The sequence below is a fragment of the Sphingomonas sp. Leaf38 genome (assembly GCF_001421825.1).
Taxonomy (GTDB): domain Bacteria; phylum Pseudomonadota; class Alphaproteobacteria; order Sphingomonadales; family Sphingomonadaceae; genus Sphingomonas.
In genome coordinates this window covers 911982-932549 of record NZ_LMLD01000011.1, presented here as the reverse complement: position 1 = coordinate 932549, position 20568 = coordinate 911982, and the positions used below count along the sequence as shown (strand labels likewise).

Annotated in this window: 15 protein-coding genes; all 15 read left to right on the top strand. The window is 69.9% G+C overall.

All coding sequences use genetic code 11. The annotated features are described in order from the left end of the window. The first annotated feature begins 2 nt into the window (after window positions 1–2). The 15 genes from ASE88_RS11640 to ASE88_RS11570 all read left to right on the top strand — a co-directional run bounded on the left by ASE88_RS11640 (window position 3) and on the right by ASE88_RS11570 (window position 20354). The gene (locus tag ASE88_RS11640; RefSeq protein ID WP_056478240.1) at window positions 3–1868 is read left to right on the top strand and encodes a hypothetical protein; all 1866 of its coding nucleotides are present in this window, start codon (window positions 3–5) and stop codon (window positions 1866–1868) included. Next, window positions 1865–3799, top strand: a complete 1935-nt coding sequence (locus ASE88_RS11635; protein ID WP_056478239.1) for a hypothetical protein — start codon at window positions 1865–1867, stop codon at window positions 3797–3799. Before ASE88_RS11640 ends, ASE88_RS11635 begins: the two co-directional genes overlap by 4 nt. Beyond that, window positions 3799–5742 carry a hypothetical protein gene (locus ASE88_RS11630; protein WP_056478238.1) on the top strand — a complete coding sequence of 648 codons (1944 nt, stop codon included), beginning with the start codon at window positions 3799–3801 and terminating at the stop codon, window positions 5740–5742. The genes ASE88_RS11635 and ASE88_RS11630 overlap by 1 nt, the downstream gene beginning before the upstream one ends. After that, the gene (locus tag ASE88_RS11625; RefSeq protein ID WP_056478237.1) at window positions 5742–6485 is read left to right on the top strand and encodes a hypothetical protein; all 744 of its coding nucleotides are present in this window, start codon (window positions 5742–5744) and stop codon (window positions 6483–6485) included. The genes ASE88_RS11630 and ASE88_RS11625 overlap by 1 nt, the downstream gene beginning before the upstream one ends. A gap of 11 nt (window positions 6486–6496) precedes the next feature. Continuing rightward, window positions 6497–6814, top strand: a complete 318-nt coding sequence (locus ASE88_RS11620) for a hypothetical protein (RefSeq protein WP_055872919.1) — start codon at window positions 6497–6499, stop codon at window positions 6812–6814. 3 nt (window positions 6815–6817) lie between these two features. Next, window positions 6818–7936 carry a hypothetical protein gene (locus ASE88_RS11615; RefSeq protein ID WP_056478236.1) on the top strand — a complete coding sequence of 373 codons (1119 nt, stop codon included), beginning with the start codon at window positions 6818–6820 and terminating at the stop codon, window positions 7934–7936. A 3-nt stretch (window positions 7937–7939) separates the two neighbouring features. After that, complete coding sequence (locus ASE88_RS11610; protein WP_056478235.1) at window positions 7940–8749, top strand: phage baseplate assembly protein V; 810 nt, start codon at window positions 7940–7942, stop codon at window positions 8747–8749. Continuing rightward, a complete protein-coding gene (locus ASE88_RS11605) occupies window positions 8746–9120 on the top strand; it encodes a hypothetical protein (RefSeq protein ID WP_056478234.1) in 375 nt (124 codons plus the stop codon). Before ASE88_RS11610 ends, ASE88_RS11605 begins: the two co-directional genes overlap by 4 nt. Window positions 9121–9130: 10 nt before the next feature. Next, a complete protein-coding gene (locus tag ASE88_RS11600; protein WP_055872931.1) occupies window positions 9131–9376 on the top strand; it encodes a hypothetical protein in 246 nt (81 codons plus the stop codon). Further along, on the top strand, window positions 9373–9798 hold the full coding sequence (locus tag ASE88_RS11595) for a GPW/gp25 family protein (protein ID WP_056478233.1): 426 nt from the start codon (window positions 9373–9375) through the stop codon (window positions 9796–9798). Before ASE88_RS11600 ends, ASE88_RS11595 begins: the two co-directional genes overlap by 4 nt. Window positions 9799–9808: 10 nt before the next feature. Continuing rightward, window positions 9809–11434 (top strand): baseplate J/gp47 family protein, encoded by a 1626-nt coding sequence (locus ASE88_RS11590; protein WP_056478232.1) that lies wholly within the window; start codon window positions 9809–9811, stop codon window positions 11432–11434. Next, window positions 11431–15531, top strand: coding sequence for a phage tail protein (locus ASE88_RS11585; protein ID WP_056478230.1), 4101 nt, complete (start codon window positions 11431–11433; stop codon window positions 15529–15531). The genes ASE88_RS11590 and ASE88_RS11585 overlap by 4 nt, the downstream gene beginning before the upstream one ends. Before the next feature lie 63 nt (window positions 15532–15594). Then, window positions 15595–16128 (top strand): hypothetical protein, encoded by a 534-nt coding sequence (locus ASE88_RS11580; protein WP_056478228.1) that lies wholly within the window; start codon window positions 15595–15597, stop codon window positions 16126–16128. Window positions 16129–16152: 24 nt separating this feature from the next. Then, on the top strand, window positions 16153–17892 hold the full coding sequence (locus tag ASE88_RS11575) for a DUF6519 domain-containing protein (RefSeq protein ID WP_056478226.1): 1740 nt from the start codon (window positions 16153–16155) through the stop codon (window positions 17890–17892). Window positions 17893–17954: 62 nt separating this feature from the next. Continuing rightward, window positions 17955–20354, top strand: a complete 2400-nt coding sequence (locus tag ASE88_RS11570; protein WP_056478224.1) for a VWA domain-containing protein — start codon at window positions 17955–17957, stop codon at window positions 20352–20354. The last annotated feature ends 214 nt before the right edge of the window (window positions 20355–20568 follow it).

Sequence of the window (20568 nt, the reverse complement as noted above, 5' to 3'; positions counted from 1 at the left end):
GGGTGCCGATCGCGCTTTTCCTCCAACAGCAATTGGGCCGGCTGGCAAGCGTGAAGCCGCCGCTCGACCGCTGGCGCGCGGTGCTTGCGATCGAGGCGCTGGTCATCGATCGTGCGCGCGGTGCGTTTTTGTCGAACTGGTTCGGCGCACGCCTGCCGCCCGCGGGCGACGCGCTGCTGATCGGGATCACCAATCTCGATGCGCTGGCGGCGCAGTATCGCCTGGCCCGCGCGCCGTCGGTGGCAGGGGCGAGCGGGCCCAATCTCGTCGAGCCGCTGGCAGGACTGACCGGCATGGCGCTCGGGCTCATATTGTCGCCGTCGGGCATCGTTCTCGCCCTCTACGGGCTACTGGGCAGCGCGACTGGAAAGCTGCCGCGAATCCTGTTCCATCTGCTGTTCAGCACGTCCTTCCTTGGTCGTGCGGCGGCGTTCGGGATCGGCGCCGGGGTAGCCGGTGCAGGGCTCGGCGTGGCGGCGATCCTGCTGCCGGTCAGCGTGATCGGCGCGATCCTCTATGTCGTGGCCACCGCCGGCGTACCGAACGCGGTCCAGTTGGGGCTCGAGGCGCTTGGCGCACTGGCGCGGCTGTTCGTGGCCCTGCCGCACCTCGTGGCGCGCCTGCTCGGGCCGCGCTCGGACATCGGCAACCCGCTGATCGCGTCGCTGCTCGGGCTGCTCGATCGGCTGGCGGGGCTGTTCGCGCAGGGGCTTGGCGCGTTCGCATGGGTCGTCCGGCGGATCGGCCCGCTGATCCTGCCGTGGACGCTCGAATTCCTGGCGATCCAGCGACTTGCCGACGCGACCATCGCGCTGGTCGCCGCGATCATCGACGACGCGCGCGCGCCGCTCGAATGGTTGTGGAGCGGCGCGCCGGGTGCGCTGCCCGACCTGCTCGCCAGCCTGTTGCAGGGCGTCATGACGGGCATCGACCGGATGATCGCGCTTGTCACCGAAGCGCTTTGGACCCTTGCCGTCCAGTTCATCATCGGCGCCTTCCTGGCCAACGCCTATACCCGCAACGATCTGGACGCGACCATCGGCGCCGCGCGCAATATTCTGGTCAGGATCCCGCTGATCGCGACGTTCCGGGCGCTTGGCCGCGTCGTGACCCTCGTCAGGACGATCATCCCGCCCGCGCCGACGCCGCCCTCGCCGGCTGGCGGATCGACGGGGTCGATGCTGCCTGCCGCGGCGCCGAAATGGCCCGGGCTGCCGGACCCGGCCGTGGTGGAGGGCCTGATCGGGCTGCGTCCCGCGGCGCCGACGCTGGAGAATGCCGAGGCGCTGCTCGATCCTCAATCGCTGCTCGGATCGGCCGCGCGGTTCACGATCGGCGCGCTGCCGGCCGATACGGTCGCGCCGTTCCGGCTGACCGACGAAGCGCGGGCGATGATCGCGCGATTGACGCGCGCACCCGCCAGCATCGTCGCGGATCAACTGGCAGCGACGGTCGCGGACGCGGCCGCCGCGGCGGCTCCGGTGATCGGTTTGGCGCGGGCGCGTGAACTTCTGCCGTTGCTGATGGACATCGTACCGGCCGCGATTGTCGAGCAAGGGCGCGCGGCGATCGAGGAGCGCCGGGCAGAGGCACACAGCCTCATCGCGGAGAGCCTGATGCCGCTCATCCGCGCGCACCTGCCTGCGTTGCGCCCGATGCTCGCCGCGATCGACGCGGTCGTCGTCGCGCAGGCGGACATGACCGCCGACCAGCATCCGGTACGCCTCGTACCCGACAATGGCCGACTGCGCCCGATCATCGGCCGGCTGACGATAATGCTCCCCGATGGCGATCCCGCGACGGCGCGCAACTTCGCCAACGACCTGACCGGGCTGCTGCGCGCGCAACCCTATCTGGCGGCGGCATGATGCCGATCGATCTCGCCGCCCTTGCGCACGCATTGCCGTTCCGGCGCGCGATCGACCGGTTGCTCGGCAGCTTCACGCCGCTTGGCCCCTGGCTGACGCAACGGCTCGAGCAGCTGCAGATCCTCGAGCCCCGCACCCGCGGTTTCCCGGTCTATGCCTTCGAGGGCACCGCGCTGGTCGGCCGTGTCGCCGCGACGCAAGCCGGCGCGCTGACCGCCCATGGTTCGGGTCGTGGCGCGATCGGCGGCGCGATCGCGGCGCCCTTCGCCGCGTTCGGGCGCGGTGTCGGTCGCGTCGGGCAGGCGGCGAGCGACGAGACGATCCTGCCGACCCTGCTCGGCACGATCCGCACCATCCTGGTCGCGATCGACGAGCAGATCGCCACCTATGCCACGCCGACCGCGACGATGTTCGATCCGCGCACGGCACGCGCCGGACACTTGTTCGGTCTGGCAGCGATGGCCTATCGCGCGATCGTCACGAGCAGCGGCCAGCTCCGCACGATCGCGGGCGGCATCGCCTGGGTGCGCGGGCTGCGCGATGTCGGACCGTCCACGCCCGCGGCCGCTACGGTGCGCGCCGCCGATCCCGCAGCGACGATCCCCGGCTATCTCAACGCGCAGCCGCTCGACACGCTGACCCGGTACGTAGTCGCGGCGCTGGTCGTCATACCAGCGTTACCCGACATCCTCGCCACGCTCGTTCGGGGTATCTGGACGGGGTTCCGGCTCGTCGTGCTGACCGCAATACAGTCGGTCGAGGCCCAGCTCGCGACACTACGCCGCCACGTCTATGCGATCTTCTTCACCACGCTGCCGCACAAGTTGCGCCGCATCCCCGCCATCGTCACCGTCATGGGGCTGCTGCTGGCCGACAATGTCCGCCATTACGGCGATTTCGCGCAACGCTATTTCGGGCTGTTGACCGAGGTCCTCCACGATTTTCTGGAAGCGATCCGCGCGTATATCAACCAGTATATCGCCATCGTCGACACCGTGCTGAGCGCGATCGATCACGCGCTCGACTTCGACCTGCTCGGCATCATCAGGCCATTCCTCGGCCCGAGCACGTTCATCCTCGATTATTTCGGCATCCGGTTGACGCCCAACGATCTGATCGACGCCGCCGGCGCCGCGCTCAATTTCGCGCTGTATCACACACTGCAAGGCATGATCGCGGCCGCCCGTGTCGCGGTATTCCCGATTCCCGGCGCGCGGGGCCGAGCGGCAAGCCGTGCCTTGCGCCTGATCAGCGAGATCGTCGCGGCGCTGTTCGCCAACACCGGCAGCTACCCGGACGAGACGATCGCACCACGCCTGCCGCGGATGCCCAACCTCCATCAGCAGGTGATCGGCGCACGGGGCGCTGCGATCGGCCGGTCCGTCGCCAGCTTCGGCACGGCGATCGCGCGGGATATCGCCGGCATCATCGGTGTCGGCGCGCACGCGTTAACCGATCTCGCGGCGACCCTCTCGGCGAGTGCGGACGAGGTCGCGCGGACCGGTCCGGCGCTGACCGACTTCAAGGCCGCCACCGCGACCGCAGCCAACGACCTGTTCGCCGACCAAGTCGGGGCGTTGGACGCACGGCCGCACGCCCCAGCCGGTGCGATCGAGCGCTGGCTGAGCGCGGGCGGGTTCGCGGCGATCGGCAACGTGATCCCGATCTATGTCGGCGCGATGCGCAGCTTCTGGCACGACGAGGCGATTGCCGGACGCGGCGACACCGTCGTGGTCACCGCCACCTCGCCGCATATCCTCGCCCGCCATGCTGTGCTCGCCCGGGTCGACATGCACCGGCTCGACATCCGCCGTGGCGACCGCGCGATCGACGAAGCGCTGGTCCGCGAGACCGCTCAGTGCGTCCGGCGCGCGGTCCAGGACGCCTATGGCGAGGGCTGCCGTATCCTGGCGCAGGCGGCGAGCGGCTGATGGACCCGACCAGCTTCCCGCTCAGCCTGCTGTTGATGGAGCAGGAGGCGCTCGCGCGGCGGGTCACCGCGCTCGAAACGCACAGCCTCGCCGCGCAACTGGGGCAGGCGATCGCGCAACTGGCGGGGATGCGGCTGTCGGTCGACCAGATCGCGGCAGCGACGGCGCGCTATGCCGGATTTGCGTTCGCCGAGGCGTTTACGCCGTGTGGTGGCTTCGGCGCGCCGCCGATGGTCGCCGGCGCGCTCGCGGTCCACATCGTCAATATCCGCGATCTCGTCGCGAGCGGCGGGATCGGCGGGTTCATCGAGGGGCTGTTGGGGGGCATCGGCCGGTTGTTTGGCGGGCTGGTCGGCGGCATCGTCGGCGGCACGATCGCCGGCGTCGCGTTGCCGGTGATGCTTGGGATGATGCAGTCGATCGTGACGACGATCGAAGCCATCATCCGGCGGCTGGGGATCGGTCCGCAGCCCGCCACCGCGACGACCACGGACTCCCCGTCGGCGGCGACGACACCGACCGGCGCCCTGGGGCAGTCGGCGACCGACCAGCTTGCCGAGCTGCGGTCGATCCTCGACCTCGCGACCGGGCTGGTCCAAGCGGCTGGCAGCGGCGCGCCGCCGCCCGCCGAGCGGCTCCAAGCCTCGCTGACCCCGGCCGGCGAGCGCTGGCTGACGATGCTCCACGCCGTCGAGGCGGCCGTCGCCAGCGTTTCGCGCCTCGTCGAGGGCCTGACCGCGCTGGTGCCGATCCTGGTCGGCAGCCTGGCGCTGTTCGTCGACAAGCTTGATGCGATCAAGCTCGCGATCATCGAAATGCTACAGTTCCTGGTGCGCAACGTCCTGCTGCTGCGCGGCGTCGTGCTGGTGACGGTGTTCGATCTGGTCGCCTCGGCGGCGCGGCTGGCCGCCGGGCTCGCCGCGATCCTGGCCGAGACGATTCGCGGCGCGCTGACCGGGATCTTCACGCTGGTCGGCACCGTCCTGACCGGCGCGCTGAGCGTCTTCCAGTTCCTGGCGGGAGCGTTGCAGCGCACCGTCAACGTCATGCTCCGCTGGCTGGTCGACACGCTGTTCGTCGTCCTGGCACGGTTCGGCGATCTGCGGATCTTCCGGCTTATCACGCATCTCGTCCGGATCCTGCCCGCGGTGTTGCCGCCGCTGCTCGCGTTGATCCGGCCAAGCGCGCCCGCGCTGGATCCTGCCCAGGCCACGGCGCTTGCCGCCGCGGCAGCGATCGGGATTCCCGGTCCGCAGACGGCGGGCGCCTTGCCGTCGTCGCTGCTCCCGCCGATGCCCAACGTCGCCGACGCGATCGCACCACCGGCCGCGGTCGCCGCGTTGCAAGGCGCGCTCGACAGCACGCGCCAAGGGCTGCTCCAGGGGATGGACGACACGATCGGAGCGTTGCGCGCGGGACTGGGGGCGGTCGCGACGCGGATGGAAACGCTCGTCGCCGACGAATTGCAGCGCAATTCGGACCGGTTCGCGACCCAGCTCGCGCTCGTCCACCAACGCTCGACCGAGGTCGCAGGCAGTTTTGAGCAAGCCCGCATCCTCGCCGAGGCCGAAACCGCGGCGCGCCGGCAGCCCGCGACCGGACTCGAGGCGATCGCCCGCGCGTACGAGGCCTGGCTGACCGGCACGGGATTTACGACGATGCTCGACCGGCTGACCGACAGTTTCCGCCGGACGCCGGCCACCGACACACAGTCGATCCCCGGCGCGGTCGTGGCCGACACGGTCGATCGCGTGCGCGCCACGATCGAGATCGCCGACGTCGTCATCGATCTGACCCCGGCCGCCGCCCCCGCCCGCCGCGCCGAACCGCATGCCCGCTTCGATATCGACCGGCTGACCGGCGACGTGCTCGCGCATCTCGACGAACTGCGGCGCCGCGGGCTCGATTTCGCACCCGGCGCCCCGCTGGCGGCAGCGGTCTGATGGCGCGCGGCTATCTCGCCTCGTGGCTCAGCCTGCCGCCGCTGGTCTTCCGGTTCCAGTTCAATCCGGAATCGATGACCGAGAAGAAGAGTTATAAATATACCGACGCGACGAATTTCGGGAACTGGGAATTCGACAAGACCAGTGCGGCGATGAGCTCGGCGCAGCCTTGGTACACCAAGCTCGCGACCGCCCCGGCGGCCGCATACAAGGACGTTCAGAAGATCGGGCCGAAATTGGTCCGCACCCACCCGCTCCAGGCGGGCTGCGGCGATCACCGCATCTTCTCACTGGATTTCGTCATCGACGGCGGCGTCCCGCTCGACGGCGCGACCGCCGAGGTCGGCAATCGCTACGAGGGCAGCATCGAACCCGACCTCGCGATCCTGCGATCGTTCGTCAATCCGGGCGTCGATGCCGGCGGACTGATCGAATGGTTCAGCAGCGGGTTCGAGACGACGTTCCCGCCACCGCAGTGCACGCTGATCTACGGCGGGATCAACGCCGACTGCGTGATGGAGAGCCTGTCGATCAAGATGACGCGATTCAATCCCGACACGTCGCCCGCGCGGGCCGAGGTGAGCGTGACGCTGAAGCAGCAGACCAAGGCCATCACGCCGATGATCGAGACCATCGAGCGGACGATCCGGGTCGCGACCACGCTCGCGCGGCCGGGATATGGCGGCGATTACGTCAACGTCATCCCCGGTGTCTCCGCCATCAAGCACATCTTCGATCTCTGAGGGAGCGCAGCATGCCCGTCGCCATTCGATCGCGTTACGCCACCAGCGCCGTCCGGCAGGCGCCCGACCGCGACGGCACCGCGCGTGCGATGCTGCCCGCGCGGCTCTACGACACGCCCCCGGCCGCTGCGGCGCGGTCGCGGCACGCGCTGACCGGCACCGAGACGCTCGAGACGCTCAGCTGGCGCTACGGCGGCACCAGCGATGGCTGGTGGCGGGTGGCGGACGCCAACCGCCTCGCGTTCCCGCTCGACTGGCGCGCCGGTGAGGTGGTCGACATCGTCGGGACGAACGACACCGGGCGCATCGTCCGCGACCGGCGGTTCTGAGCAGTGGCCAGCGCACCGGCAGCCCTGCCCTACCAGCGCGTGCTCCTTCAGGGCATCGACATCTCGGCGAACGTCCGCTTCGTCGATGTCGAGGATCATGACCGGCTGATCGACCGCGCGGTCGTCGAACTCGACGACCCCGCTGGTCTGGCGAGCAACACGCCGCGCGAAGGCAACACGCTGCTCGTCGAGCTCGGCTGGTCCAACGTGTTCGCGACCGTGTTCGAAGGCGCGATCACCCGCGTTGAGATCCGCGAGGACGGGTGCGAGCCGGCCCGCGTCCGGTTCACCGCGCTCGATTTCGCCTCGCGCATCCAGAAGCGTGCGTTCGAGGCGACCGATCATGTCGGCAGCCTGAGTTCGATCGTCCGGACGATCGTGACGCGCGCGCCCGATGCCGGCGTGACGGTCGCGCAGATCGAGCCCGCCACCGACCCCAGCTATGGCGCGACCACGCCGCTGCGCCAGACGCAGGACGACTGGGCGTTCATCACCGAACAAAGCCGGCGCGCCGGGTGCCTCGCCTTCGTCGAATATAACGACGCACGATCGCAATTCTATTTCGTCCCGCTCGCCCGGCTCATGACGAGCGAACCGGTCGGCACCCTGTCGAACATCGGCACCACCAACCGCATCCTGTCACTCCATCTCGATCGCGATGCCGCGACCGCGGATCCGCGGCGGGGCACCGCGACGATCGATGCGGCGACCGGCGCGACGCACGTCACCGCGCCGCCCGCAGCGCCGGCGGAGCCCTCGCAAAGCCCGAGCGCGCGGGTGCTCGACGCCGCCGACCGCGCCGGCGCGCCGATCCACAATGCAATCGCCGTCGCCGCCCAGGCGATCGAGACGCCCGCCACGCTCCGGCCGGCCGGGCTGGCGGCGGGTCTGTCCGCCGGCGACGCGGCACAGGATCCGACGCGCACGCTCGGCTGGCGCGCGCGGGGCAGCTGCGTCGGCATGGTGAATATCCGCGCGAAGACGCGCATCACGCTGGCCGGCGTCGCCAGCTGGGCTGAAACCGACTGGTATGTCCGCCGTGCCCGCCACCGTGTCGCGACGCCGGGTGCGAACGAGGACATGCTCGCCAGCTACGTCACCGAATTCGAACTGACGCGATAGACCATGCATCCCGATCTCGCCCGCCACACCGGCCGCTATTACGGCAAATATCGCGGCAGCGTCGTCGACAATGCCGACGCTACAATGGTCGGTGCGATCATGGTCACGGTGCCGGCGGTGTTCGGCGCCACGCTCGCGGTCTGGGCGTACCCCTGTTTCCCCTCCGGTCATTTCTTCGTACCGCCGATCGGAGCGTTCGTCTGGGTCGAGTTCGAAGGCGGCGACCGGCAATTGCCGATCTGGGTCGGGACCTTCTATCCGACCAACGCCGCGCCGCCCGAATCGCAGGTGAAACCGCCCGACAACCGCGTCGTCCATACGCCGGGCGGCCATGTCGTCGAGTTCGACGATACCGATGGTGCCGAGCGCGTCGTCATCCGCCACGCCTCGAACGCCTTCGTCGCGATCGACCAGGCGGGCAGCATCACGATCGCCAACAAGAACGGCACGACGATGTCGCTGAGCGCGGCGGACGGCGGCAACGCCATGCTGCTGTCGGAACATGGCCAGATCGTGACGCTGACCGATGCCGGCATCGTGCTCATGAACAAGGATGGCGCAGCACTCGATCTGACCGGCGACACCGTGCGGATCACCGCCAAGCAGATCATCCTCGACGGCACAACGGTGGCGCTCGGCAACGGCGCCGCGGCAGGCGGCCAGCCGACGCTGATGGGCACCGCGTTCCAGGCGCTGTGGACGCAGTTCCTGATGCACACGCATCCGACCGCGATGGGGCCGACACTCCCGCCAGTCCCCCCCGCGCCGCTGGTCCCGGCGGTCCATCTCTCGGGCGCGGTGCTCGTCAAGTGACGCGCTGCACCTTCCCCCCGCTGCCGATCCCGGCACTCGCGATCCCGCCAATCCCCGGGGTGCCGGCGCTGCCGAGCCTGCCGGGAGCGCCAGCGTTGCCCGCACTGCCGGCACTGCCCGGTCTGCCGACGGTGTCGCTCCCCTCGCTCGCGCTGCCCATCCCGCCGATCCCCGGCATACCCGCGCTGCCCACCCTGCCCGCGGTGCCGTCGCTGCCCGCGCCGCCTGCGCTGCCCGGCCTGCCGGATCTGCCGGCCTTTTCGCTGCCTTCGCTGGCGTTGCCGATCCCGCCGATCCCCGGCGTGCCGGCGCTCCCCGCCCTTCCGCAACTGCCGCAGCTGCCCGCGCTGCCGGCATGCCCGCTCGATTGAGGATCCCGCCATGTCGCTCAACTCTGCCGCGCTCGCGATCAGCCTGTCGACCCGGCTGAAGGATAATTTCACGCGGAGCGGTGCCGAGAGCTGGTCCGCCGACCGCGCCGCCGACGAACTCGCCAAGGCGATTGCCGACACCGTCGAGGCCTATGTCACGGCCGGCCGCGTCAAGGGCGTCGCCAGCGAGGTGCGCAACCTTGCCAACGCGGTGATCGGCACCGCGCAGCAGAGCAACGCGGTGGCATTGTCATGACGATGCCCGTCACCGGCTTCGGCTTTCCATTCCGGATCGATCCGCTGACCGGCGGGATCGCACGCGCCAGCGGGCTCGACAAGATCCGCCAGAACATCCGCGTGATCCTCGCCACCCGGCTCGGCGAGCGACCGATGCTACGCGACTATGGCACCCGGCTCGCGTCGCTGGTCCACGATCCCAACGACGAGGCACTGGCGGTGCTCATCCGACGCGAGATTCAGCAGGCGCTGCTCGCCTGGGAGCCGCGCATCATGGTCACCGCGCTCAGCGTCGAGCGCCACGGCGGCGGCGGGAGCAGGGGCGGGAGCGGGAGCGGGGGTGCCAGCAATGGCGATCCCGACGCCACGCTCTCGCTACGGCTCGATTACACGCTGACCAACGATGCGGCGACCGATCGCCTCATGGTCCCGCTGGGTTGAGGAGCACAGCATGTCCACCCGCCCCGCGATCGATTACACCAACAAGGACTATCAGTCCCTGCGCCGCGCGATGCTCGATCTGGCGCGCTTCCGGATCCCGGAGTGGACCGACCATACTCCGTCGGACGTCGGCATCCTGCTGGTCGACATGTTCGCCTATATGGGCGACATCGTCCTGTATTATCAGGATCGCATCGCCAGCGAGATGTTTCCCGGCACCGCGGTCGAACGGCGCAGCCTGGTCCAGCTGCTCCGGCTGATCGGCTACGAACTCGCCCCGCCCGCGCCAGCACGCGCCGACCTGCTGCTCACCTTCGAATTTCCGACGCTCGCGCCAGCGGCGACGACGATCGCATCGGGTGCGCTATTCACCGCTGTGGGCGTCGGCGATACGACGATCGACTTCAGCTATCTCGGCCCGACGCTGGGCATCGACCTGCGTTCCGATCAGGCGGCGCCCGCGCAATCGGTGCGCCCCAATACCGAGCGGGCGAGCGTGCGGCTGCCCGTCGTCCAGGCCGGCGCCGAAACGCAGATCGTGATCGGCAGCTCGACCGGCGAACCCAACCAGCAGTTCACGATCGACCGGGCGCCGTTGCTCGCGGAGACGTTGACGGTCGAGATCGACGAGGGCGGCGGCTGGGTGCGCTGGGATCGACGCGACAGCTTCCTCTACAGCGAGGACGCCGCCGGCCGGCTGGTATTGGCCCCCGCCGACGCGCGTGATTACACGCTGACGTTCGGCGATGCGGGCCACGCGCGGATCGGCACCGGCGACGGTCAGTTCGGGCGCATTCCACCACCGGGCAGCAACGGCGTGAGGGCGACCTTCCGGGTCGGCGGCGGCGCGGTAGGGAACGTCGCGGCTGGTGCGATCGCCCGCGCGAAGACCGCGATCCCGCTGCTCGTCGCCGTCTCCAACCCGATCGCCGCGGCGGGCGGCACCGATGCCGAGGATGCGGCGAGCGGCGCCCGGCTCGGCCCCGCGGTCTATCGATCGAACCGACGTGCGGTGACGCTGGACGATTACGAGGCGCAGGCATTGCGCGCGGGGGGCGTCGCCAAGGTCAAGGCGCGCAGCCGAAGCTGGAACCTGATCGAAGTCGTCGTCGCGCCCCAAGGCGACACGCTGGAACCGCTGCCCGAAGACCTGCGCGCGCGCCTGCTCGACTTTTTCGAGGACAAGCGGATGGCGGGTACGCTGGTCCGCATACTCGACGCGGAGCGCGCGCCGATCGAACTCGCGCTCGCCGCCGAAGTCGATCCGCGCTTTCACGCCGACACCGTCCGCCAGCGGGTGATCGACGCAGCCAGCGGCTATTTCGCATTTGCGGCGGTCGGCTTCGGCCAGACGCTGTATCAGGGTGATCTCTATGCGCTGGTCGAGGCGGTGCCTGGCGTCGTCGCGGCCAGCATCACCCGGTTTGCCCGGCTGGCAACCGCAGACACCGCCGACCTGCCCGTCGAGGACGAACTGCGCCGCGCCGGCCTCCCCGCCCTCAACCTGCTGCCCGACTCGATCCGTCGCGCCCTCGTTGGTCGCATGACGCCGGCAAGCCGCATTACGCTCGGCGCGTATGAGATCCCGGTCCTCGATCGGCTGGTCACCGATGTCCGGGTCGGAGCGCTAGCATGAGAATCGAGGGCTTCCGCGTCGAGCCCGATCTGGTCGCGCGGCGGCTGCGCGTAGGGTGGACGCTGACGCCCGACGCGGGGGAAACGCTCGCCGACGCACCGCGGCTCGTGCTGCGCCGCAAGACGCGCGACTGGGAATTCGGCGTCACCACGGTGCCCGACCCGTATCTGGTCTATGACAGCGCCACCTTCCCCGGCGTGCCCGGACCCGGCATCGCGATCCTCGACCTGCCCGATCGCGAGGAGATCGACGGGCCCGAGCGGCGTCGGATCGAGGCAATCTCGATCGCGCGCACGCCCCCCGGAATCGAATGGCAACGGCGCATCCTCACCACGCGGATCGCGGCGGATGGCCGGCCGGTATCGCGCCACGTCGCGATCGTCGACGGTGGCGACACGCCGCTGTCGCTGGCGCCCGGCATCACTTATTATTACGAGCTGAGATACACCGATCCGGCCGGCGATGGCATGCGGCTGCGGGCGACCGGCATGCCCGCCGCGCCGTTCGGGCTGAACCGCACGCTCTACGACATGCTGCCCGCCGCGCATCGTCAGCGCGACGTTACGTTGCGCCAGCCGACGATCGAATCGGCAACGATTCCCGAGGCGTCGGTCGGCCAGCCCGGCCGCGCTGCGATGGCAGGGCAGTTGCGGCGCTTCCTCGATCCGTTCGGTGCCGCGCTCGATGCAATGCGCAGTTCGGCGGAAGGCCTTTGGTCGCTTCGCGATGTCGACGCGGTCGATGCGCGACATCTGCCGCTGCTCGCCGAATGGCTCGGCTGGCGGCTGGGTGACACCGACGCGGTGCCGCTCGCGCGCAACGAACTGAAGGCTGCACCGCGGCTCTATCGGTCCCTGGGGTCGATCACCAGCTATCGCGCAATCGTCCAGCGCTACACCGGCTGGACGACGCGGGTCGCCGAGTTCGCGCAGTTCATCGCGCGCGCCAACGATCCGCCACGGCCACCGCTGTTCGCCGCGGTCGAACGCGCCGGCGGCTGGCGCTCGCCGCTCGACATCGGCGAAACGCTGGGCTTTGGTGTAGGCAATGACGATGCCGCCGGGCTCGGCACGCTCGCGGCCGAACTGACGGCGGCACCGGGGCCCTATACGCTGTTTGCGGGCGCGCAACTGACGATCGAGGTCGATCGTGGCGCGGCGCTCGTCCTTCGCCTTGCGGATGGTGGCGAAGGCGGTGGCGACCTGGCTGCGCTGACTGCAGCGCACCTCGCGGCGCGGATCGGCGCCGCTACCACCGAGATCGAGGCGAGCGACGTCAGCGGCCGACTGCGGTTGCGGAGCCGTAGTCGCGGCACCGATGCGCGGCTGCGGGTGCGGCATCCCGACGCGGACCTGCTCTCGCTCGTCGGCGCCGCGGCGGAGCGGGCGGCGGTCGCGACCGATCGGTCGGGCCGGGTCCACCTGATCCTGCACGATGCCGCAGCGACCGTCGATCCCGCGACTGTTGATCCCGCGACCGGGAGCGATCCCACCCCGGTCGCGGACCGCGTCGGCGGAATTGTCGCCAAGGCGTTTGCCTATGGCCGATGGTACGGCGCGGCGCGACTGCCGGTCCCCGCCGACGTTCGCCATCCCGCCGCAGCGCCGTTGCCCGACGGGCGCATGCTGATCGCCTGGATCACGGACGCTGGCACGCCTGATGCCCGGATCGATACCGCGCTCGCCACCGCCGCCGAGCCGACCCCGGCACGGCTGGCCGGCCGTCGTGCCGCGCCGATGGCGCTCGTCGTCGGCGGTCGCCTCCGGCTCGTCACGGCGGGGGGCAGCGAGGACTTCATCGTCCGCGCGGCTGATTTCGCCGATCCGGGAAAGGCGTCCGCCGCCGAACTGGTCGCCGCGGTCAACGCGCAGCTGACCGGCGCCAGCGCGTCGAGCGCGCCCGACGGCTCGCTGCTTCTCACCTCCGTCGCGCGGGGGCCACGGGCGCGCTTGTCGATCGACCTTGCGGGATCGACCGGCGCGCGGCGGCTCGGGCTCGCCGAATTGCCCCTCGCACAGGGCGATTGGGACCCTCGGCTGACTCTCGCGGTCCCGCACGCCCTGGCCCGCGCGAACATGGCGCGCGACCTGACCGCTGCGGCGAGCGCCGATGGCACGATCCGCCTCGCGTGGAGCGGCTTTACCGACGCATGGCGGATCGCCGGTGCGGCCACGATTCCCGGGGCGACGCTGATCGCCACGAACGCCGGCCTCGCACGGCGCGGCGAAGACGGTAGCGTTACGCCGTTCGGCGTCGCCCAGGGCGTGCCCGGCGCGGCGGTGCGCCATGCGGTGATCGACGCCACCGGGCAGATGTGGCTCGCGACCAACGCGGGGGTCGCGCGACGGCGACCCGATGGCAGCTGGCAGGTGATCGACGCGGTCGCGGGGTTGGCCGGCAACGACACGCGACGGCTTGCGCTGGCCCCCGACGGCGCGCTGTGGGTGGCGACCGCGACCGGACTGACGCAGGTGGTCCCCGGCAGTGCGCCGGCAACGTTCCGGATCGCCGACGGCCTCCCCGCCGACGATATTCGTGCGGTCGTGCTGGCACCCGATGCGGCGGTCTGGATCGCCACGCCTGCCGGTCTCGCACGGCGCAACCCCGCAGGCCTTTGGTCGGCGGTCGGGCTTGCCGCCGGCCTGCCCTCGCTCGACGTCCGCGGGCTGGCGTTCGATCGTGCCGGATCGCTGTGGATCGCCACCGCCGCCGGGCTGAGCCACAGCGCCGACGGCGCCCGGTTCACCACCGTCGATGCCCCCGCCGCACTGGCCGCCGCACTGGCCACCGACCTGCGCGATGTCGCGATTGGCGACACCGACGGTACGCTGTGGGTGGCGGCGGCAACCGGAGTCTGGCGTCGCGACGCGACCGGGTGGCGCAACTGGTCGACGCTCGACGGCGTCGGCCCGGCGACCGCGATTTCGACCGACGGCGCCACCGCCTGGGCCGCGACCGCCGCGGGCGCCGTGATGATCGACGGCGACATCGTACGGCGCGTGACCACGACAAACGGCCTGCCGAGCAACGCGGTCGCGCGCATCGAGCCCGCGCGATCGGCGACGGTCATACTGGTCGACGAACCCGCCGCGCGCGAGCCTGTGCTGGCGACCGAGGCCAATGGCGCGCACCTGCTCGCCTGGTCGCAAACCGCCATCGCCGATCCGGCCGCCGACCAGCGGCGGCTGCGCCTCAAGCGTTTCGACCCCGTCACGGGCAGCTGGACCGCGACACGCGATGCGACAACGCCGCCGGTGGGGGGACGCGCGGCGGATCGCGACCCCGCGCTGTTGCCGCTGGCGACCGGCGGTGCGCGACTGTTCTTCTCGACCGATCGCGGCGGTGGCGTCGGGCTCGCCGAGGTCGTGCTCGACGCTGCGCTGACCCCGGGCGGACCGACGCCGATCATGACCGGCGTGGTCCATCGCAGCGCGCCGGTGCCGGTCACCCTGCCCGCGCCGGTCGGTGCGCCCGCGACCGCCGGGCTGACGCTGTTGCACCGCGCTGATGCGGGGTTTACGCCGGGCGACGTCTCGCCGCTGTTCGCCGGTGCCGCCAGGATCGCGGCCATGCCCGCCGTCATCGCCGCGACGCAGCGGCGCACTAGCGGGACGACGACGGTGCGGGCGGACGACGCGGCGCGCAATGGCCGCCGCCAGCATTGGGACGACTTGCTCAGCTACACGCCGCATCGCCCCGTGCTCGACGGCGAGCCGCCGCTGGCCGCCAACGACTTTTATACCCGCGGCACGATCGGGCTGTATCTCTCGCGCGGCTCGAACGGACGATCGATCACCGCCGACGCCGCGCTCCGCTTGCAGCAGCTGCTCCACGAGTTTCTGCCGGTAAATATGCGCGCGGTGCTGATCCTAGATCCGACCGCACCCGAAGAGTTCGTGTTCGCCAACGGCTTCATCACCGACAGCTTCCTCGACGACATGGCGTTCGTCGACCGGATCGGCCTGCCCGGCGATACCAGCGGCGCGGTGCTCCCCGACTGGCTGGTGCTGCGCACCAATACCGCGGGCGACGTGTCGGCCGACCCGCTCGTCCTGCCGACGCTGCGCCGCCGCAGCTTCTTTCCGCCGCCACGCTAGCCCGCCCCATTCGAACACACCGCCACCCGGACACCGCGCCACCATCACATAAGGGTCTACCCGATGCACGCCACGCCCATCCCGCTACCGTCCGGCCGCTATCGCGACGTGCTGCGCGCGCCCGACGGCACCGTGACCTGGCAGAGCGATTGGCGGTCGAACGTCGTCGTCACCGGCACCCGCCTGCTGCTCGCAAGCTATATGCGCGGCAGCCCGGCGGCGCTGCCGATCGGCGCGCTGGCGATCGGTGGTGGCGTTCCCACTTGGGACGCGACGCCACCGCCCGCACCGACCGAGGCGGAGATCGCGCTCGCCGATCCCGCCCCCTTCCTCGTCACCGGGCCGGCGCTGGCGATGGATTTCCTCAACGGCGACATCGTCTCCGCGGCGCCGACTAATCGTCTGCAGATCAAGGCGACGATCGGCCCCGCGGTGCCGCCCTGGCCCGACGCGCACCATGTCGCCGCCAATCTGCGCGAGTTCGGGCTGATGGCCACGCTCGGTGGCGCGCGCCTGCTCGTCAATCTCGTCCGCCACCCGGTGATCGCCAAAGATCCGGTCAGCACGCTCGAACGCACCATCTGGCTCCTGTTTTGATCCGTATCGGCAAAGGAAACGCGCATGGCCGTCATCTCGCCCAACAGCTTCGATCCGCTCCGCCGTTATGTCTCGGTACGCCTGGCGCAGGGCGTCCCGCTGGTCGACGCAGACTGGAACGAGAGCGAGGACATACGCCGCTTCGAACTGCGCGCGTTCGTGCGCTGGTTCGTCGGCGACGGCATTCCGCTCGGCAATGACGGCTTCCGGATCGGTGGGATCGGCGGCGCCGGCAGCAGAGTCGATTTTCGGATCATGGCGGGCGGCGGTGCGGCGCCGATGGCCGCGGGGCGGATGTTCGTCGACGGGCTCGAGGCGTTCATCGTCGCCGACACGCTGTTCACCGCCCAGCCGCTCCACGCGAGCCAGCCGGGCGCGGCGGCACTGGCGGCGCGCTGGGGCGTCCCGGCGATCGTCGCGATCGTACCCGGCACCACGCCGCTCTCGATCTATCTCGACGTATGGGAGCGGCTCGTCACCGCCGCCGAGGACGCGACGCTGATCCTCGCCGGGCTTGGCACCGAGAGCTGTTCGCGATTGCGCCGCGAATGGGTGGTGCGGGTCCGCACTCCCGCGGGCGGATCCGGCGTCCCGCAATCGGGCGATCCCGATTTCCGGCCCGGCCACAGCTATGCGATGCTCGCGCAGGTCACGCGCACCGCGCTGCAGGAACTGACCGACCAGACGCTGGGGGAGGCCCGCCGCACCGGCCTGCAGGTATCGTCGCGACGCGATCTTGAGCAACTGACCGGCGACGTGTTCGGGCCGGGCTATGCGGTCGATGGTACGGGCACGCCAAAGCTCGCCTTCTCGCTGCGCGACGTGCTCAACGGCGTGCTGCGCGACCGGCCCTCGATCACCGTACCGGTCACGCGATTGACCGGGGGGCCGTTCAACCTGCCGACCACCGCGCCGGCGCCTGACGGGACCTTCCTCTACTGGGTGCGCGTCGCGGGCGTGGATCGCTTCCTGTCGCGCGCGAAGGTGTTGGCCAACGGCACCGTGACGCCGGCCGAGGACGAGTTTCAGTTCACCGGCGTGTTGAACGTCACCAGCATGGCGATCGTCCACGAGGATGCGGGCTTTCGGCGCATATTCTATACCGGACAGGCGGGGACGGCCAAACTGTTCAGCCGACGCTTCGACCCCGGCGCGCCGCCTGCAACCCGCTGGGGCGCGCCGCTGGAGGTCGGCAGTCCCGACCTCAACATCGGCGTGGTCGCGATGCGGCTGTCGGACAACAGCACGCAGATCGCCTGGGTCGGACAAAATCCCGCCACACCGGCCACGCCGACGGTGTTCACCCAGAACTTCCTGCCGGGCGCTGGCGCCAACAGCCTGACGGTGGTCGGCACCAGCACCGATGCGCAGGCCCGCGTCGCGATCGTGCCGGGTCCGCAGATCCTGCTCTTCGAACAGGCGGGCGGGACCCTGTCGATCCTGTCGAAGACGTCTGCTGGCGGCGCATGGCCGGCCACGTGGACGAGCCTCGCGACTATGCCCGCCAGTGCAGTGCGCGACTTTGCCGCCGGTTTCATCGCGCCCGGACGATTGTGGCTTGCCTATGCGCTGACCGCGCCCGGCGGCGGCACCCAGCTGATCGGTCGCACCAGCGAGGCGGGGTTGCTCGGCGAGGCGCGGCCGATGGTCAGCGAGACAGGGTCTCCGCGCTATCCCAATCTTGCGGTCGATAGCGGCAACGCCAGCGTGTTCTACCAAGATGGCAATGCCGTGCGCCAAGTCTCGTTCGTCACCAAGATCTGACCTGCCAAGTTCGAACGTAGCGTCTCAACTGCTCGTCAATCCATTCTCCAGGGAGAAATGCCGTGATCCTGACTCGCACCTTGCTCCTCACGCTGCTCGCCAGCGTGTCCGTCCCCGCGCTCGCCCAGACCGTGACGCCGACCCTCGACCAATTGAGCAGCTCGGCGCCCAAGCTCAAGGCCGACAGCAGCGGGTATGAGGATCTCGACATACGCCAGGCGGTTCCCTCGGGGGGCAAGGGCGGGATCAGGGTACAATATATACCCGACGACGCACTGGCACTGCCGCTCGATTCGACCGGCGCCGTGGTCAAGCTTCGCCCGCGCGGTCTCCCCGCTGCCGACATCACCTGCACGTACAGCCCCGTTGCGCAAATCCTCTCCCCAGCGACCAGCGGCAAATGCTTCTTCCGGACGTTCGGCGGCGCTGGCGACATGGTGCAGATCCATCATTTCGGCCTGCTACAGCGCAGCGATGAGATCCACTACTCGATCACCGGCGTTCAGGGCGCGGTGCCGGGGTTCACCGTCCTCCCGTTTGACAGCGACACCGCATTCGCCGGTGCGAAGCCGATACCGAACGTCGGCCGCAATCCGGCGCGCCTCGCCCTCGTCTTCGACAAATCGGGCAGCATGGACTGGTCGGCCAAGCCGGCAGGCGATCCGGGCTGCGGCGCCTTTTTCTCGCCGGTGCCGGCGTGCCGCCGGTGGAACATTCTCAACGATGCGGCCGCGCAGATGGCTAATGTCGCCAAGGCCTATGCGACACCGGGCGACGAACTCGGCGTCGTCTTCTTCGACTCCACCGCCAGCAATACCGGCGGTCTCGCGGGGATGAATACGATCACCCTGGACGCCGCGCTCGGTGCTATCGGCGCGCGTGCCCCCGGCGGCAGCACGTCGATTGGCGCAGGGGTCGAAAATCTCAAGGCCCCGCTGCTGAGTAACGCCGCGGCACATCAAAACACCGTCCTGCTGTTTACCGACGGAGAACAGAATACCGCGCCGTTCCTGACATCCGACGGCACGCAGTTGCTGATCAATCCCACCCAGAACCTGCCGTTCGGGACGCCATGGGTTGGCATGGCACCGGTGTCGCTGTGCCCCTTCAGGCTGCGCACCGACGATCCCGCCGGCCCCGGCGGCACGACGACGCTCCAGCAGATCGCGGATAATGGCTGCGGTGGCCTGATGGGATCGCCCGCGACCCTCAAAACGCCTGCAGATCTGATCACTTTCTTTCTCCAGGTGCTCGACAAGACGTTGGTCGGCGACAAGCTGGAGCTCATTTCGATCACGCACGGTGCAGCGCGCGCGCGCTCGCGGATCGCCAACCCGACCGTCCTGCGCCGACTGGGCAATGGCGTGTCGATCCCGTTCCGCACCAGCGCGCAGGACGGGGCAGTGACGCTACTGCTCAATTGGTCGTCGCCGGGGGGCGACACCATGCCGTCAGACCTCAAGATCAGCAAAGACGGTATCGACTTCGACCCCTTGCGCGATCGCAACGTCGTCCTCGCGCGCGGAAAGGATCATCTCGTAATGACTCTGCGCGCGCCCTTCTGCAACGATCGGCGCCAATGCGTGAAGCCCGCCGGCGACTGGTCGCTGGGCTTCGTTGCCGGCGGTCAGCAGGGACCCGCGCTGAACCACAGCCTGTTCGTACTGGGCGACAACGCGACGCTCGCCTCGGACTTCAAGGTCGACCAGCCGGCTCCCGGCATTGGCAAGCCGCTGCGCCTGACCGCTAGGCTGACTGAGGCTGGCCGCCCCGTCAGCAAACTCGCGGCGGGATCGGTCTACGCGCTGATCGGCGGCCCCACCGCCAGCCTCGGAACGATCCTGTCGAAATCGCCGGTCCGACCGCAAGGCAGGAAGGAGCGTGACCCGGTCAGCCTGGCGGGCGCGAAAGCGGCAGCGATGTTCGCGGCAGGCGACAAGGGCATCGTCGCCGCCACCGCGGTCAACGGCCAGTTGAAGGTGCCGCTAAAGGAAACCACCCGCGGCGTCTACACCGCGCAAACGCCCGCGCCGTTCGAGGGGGTGTACCGCGTCACCTTCATGGTGGACGCCAAGACGCCGCTCAACGGCCCGTTCCAGCGAATTTACACGACCGATCGCTATGTCGGTGTCGCGATCGATGCCGCAACGACGCTGGCAAACACGACGATCGGCGCAGGAAGTTTCAACGCCTGTCCGCGTGGCCGCTGCATATCGGTCCAGGTGCGCCCGGTCGATCAGCGCGGGAACCTGACCGGTCCCGGCAAGGGTGCGCTGTTCAGCGTCGACCCGAAACGCGCGATGATCGCCGAGGTGATCGACCGGCTCGATGGCAGCTACGCGCTCACGATCGCCTTGACCGACCCGACCGCGCTGCCCGATCTCATCATCGGCGGGGCCGCAAAGGTCGTTCTGCCGCTGGCGTCGGTAACCAAGCGCGCGGGCGGAAAATCACCGCGGTGATCGGCGCCGGTGAGGCCGCGACGCGCGGTGCTTTCCTGGCGTCTCGGCGCTCCAGGTCGGTGCGCCGCGCACGCGCGCGGCCCACGGCACCAACTCGGCCGGCGACGCGCGCGTTGCGGCCGTCGCGCGACGGCGGCGAGGCGCTCGGGGGCGCCGGACATCGGGGGTTCGTTGCGCGTGTACGAATGATCGACCCGCGTCGCCAAGTCGGCGA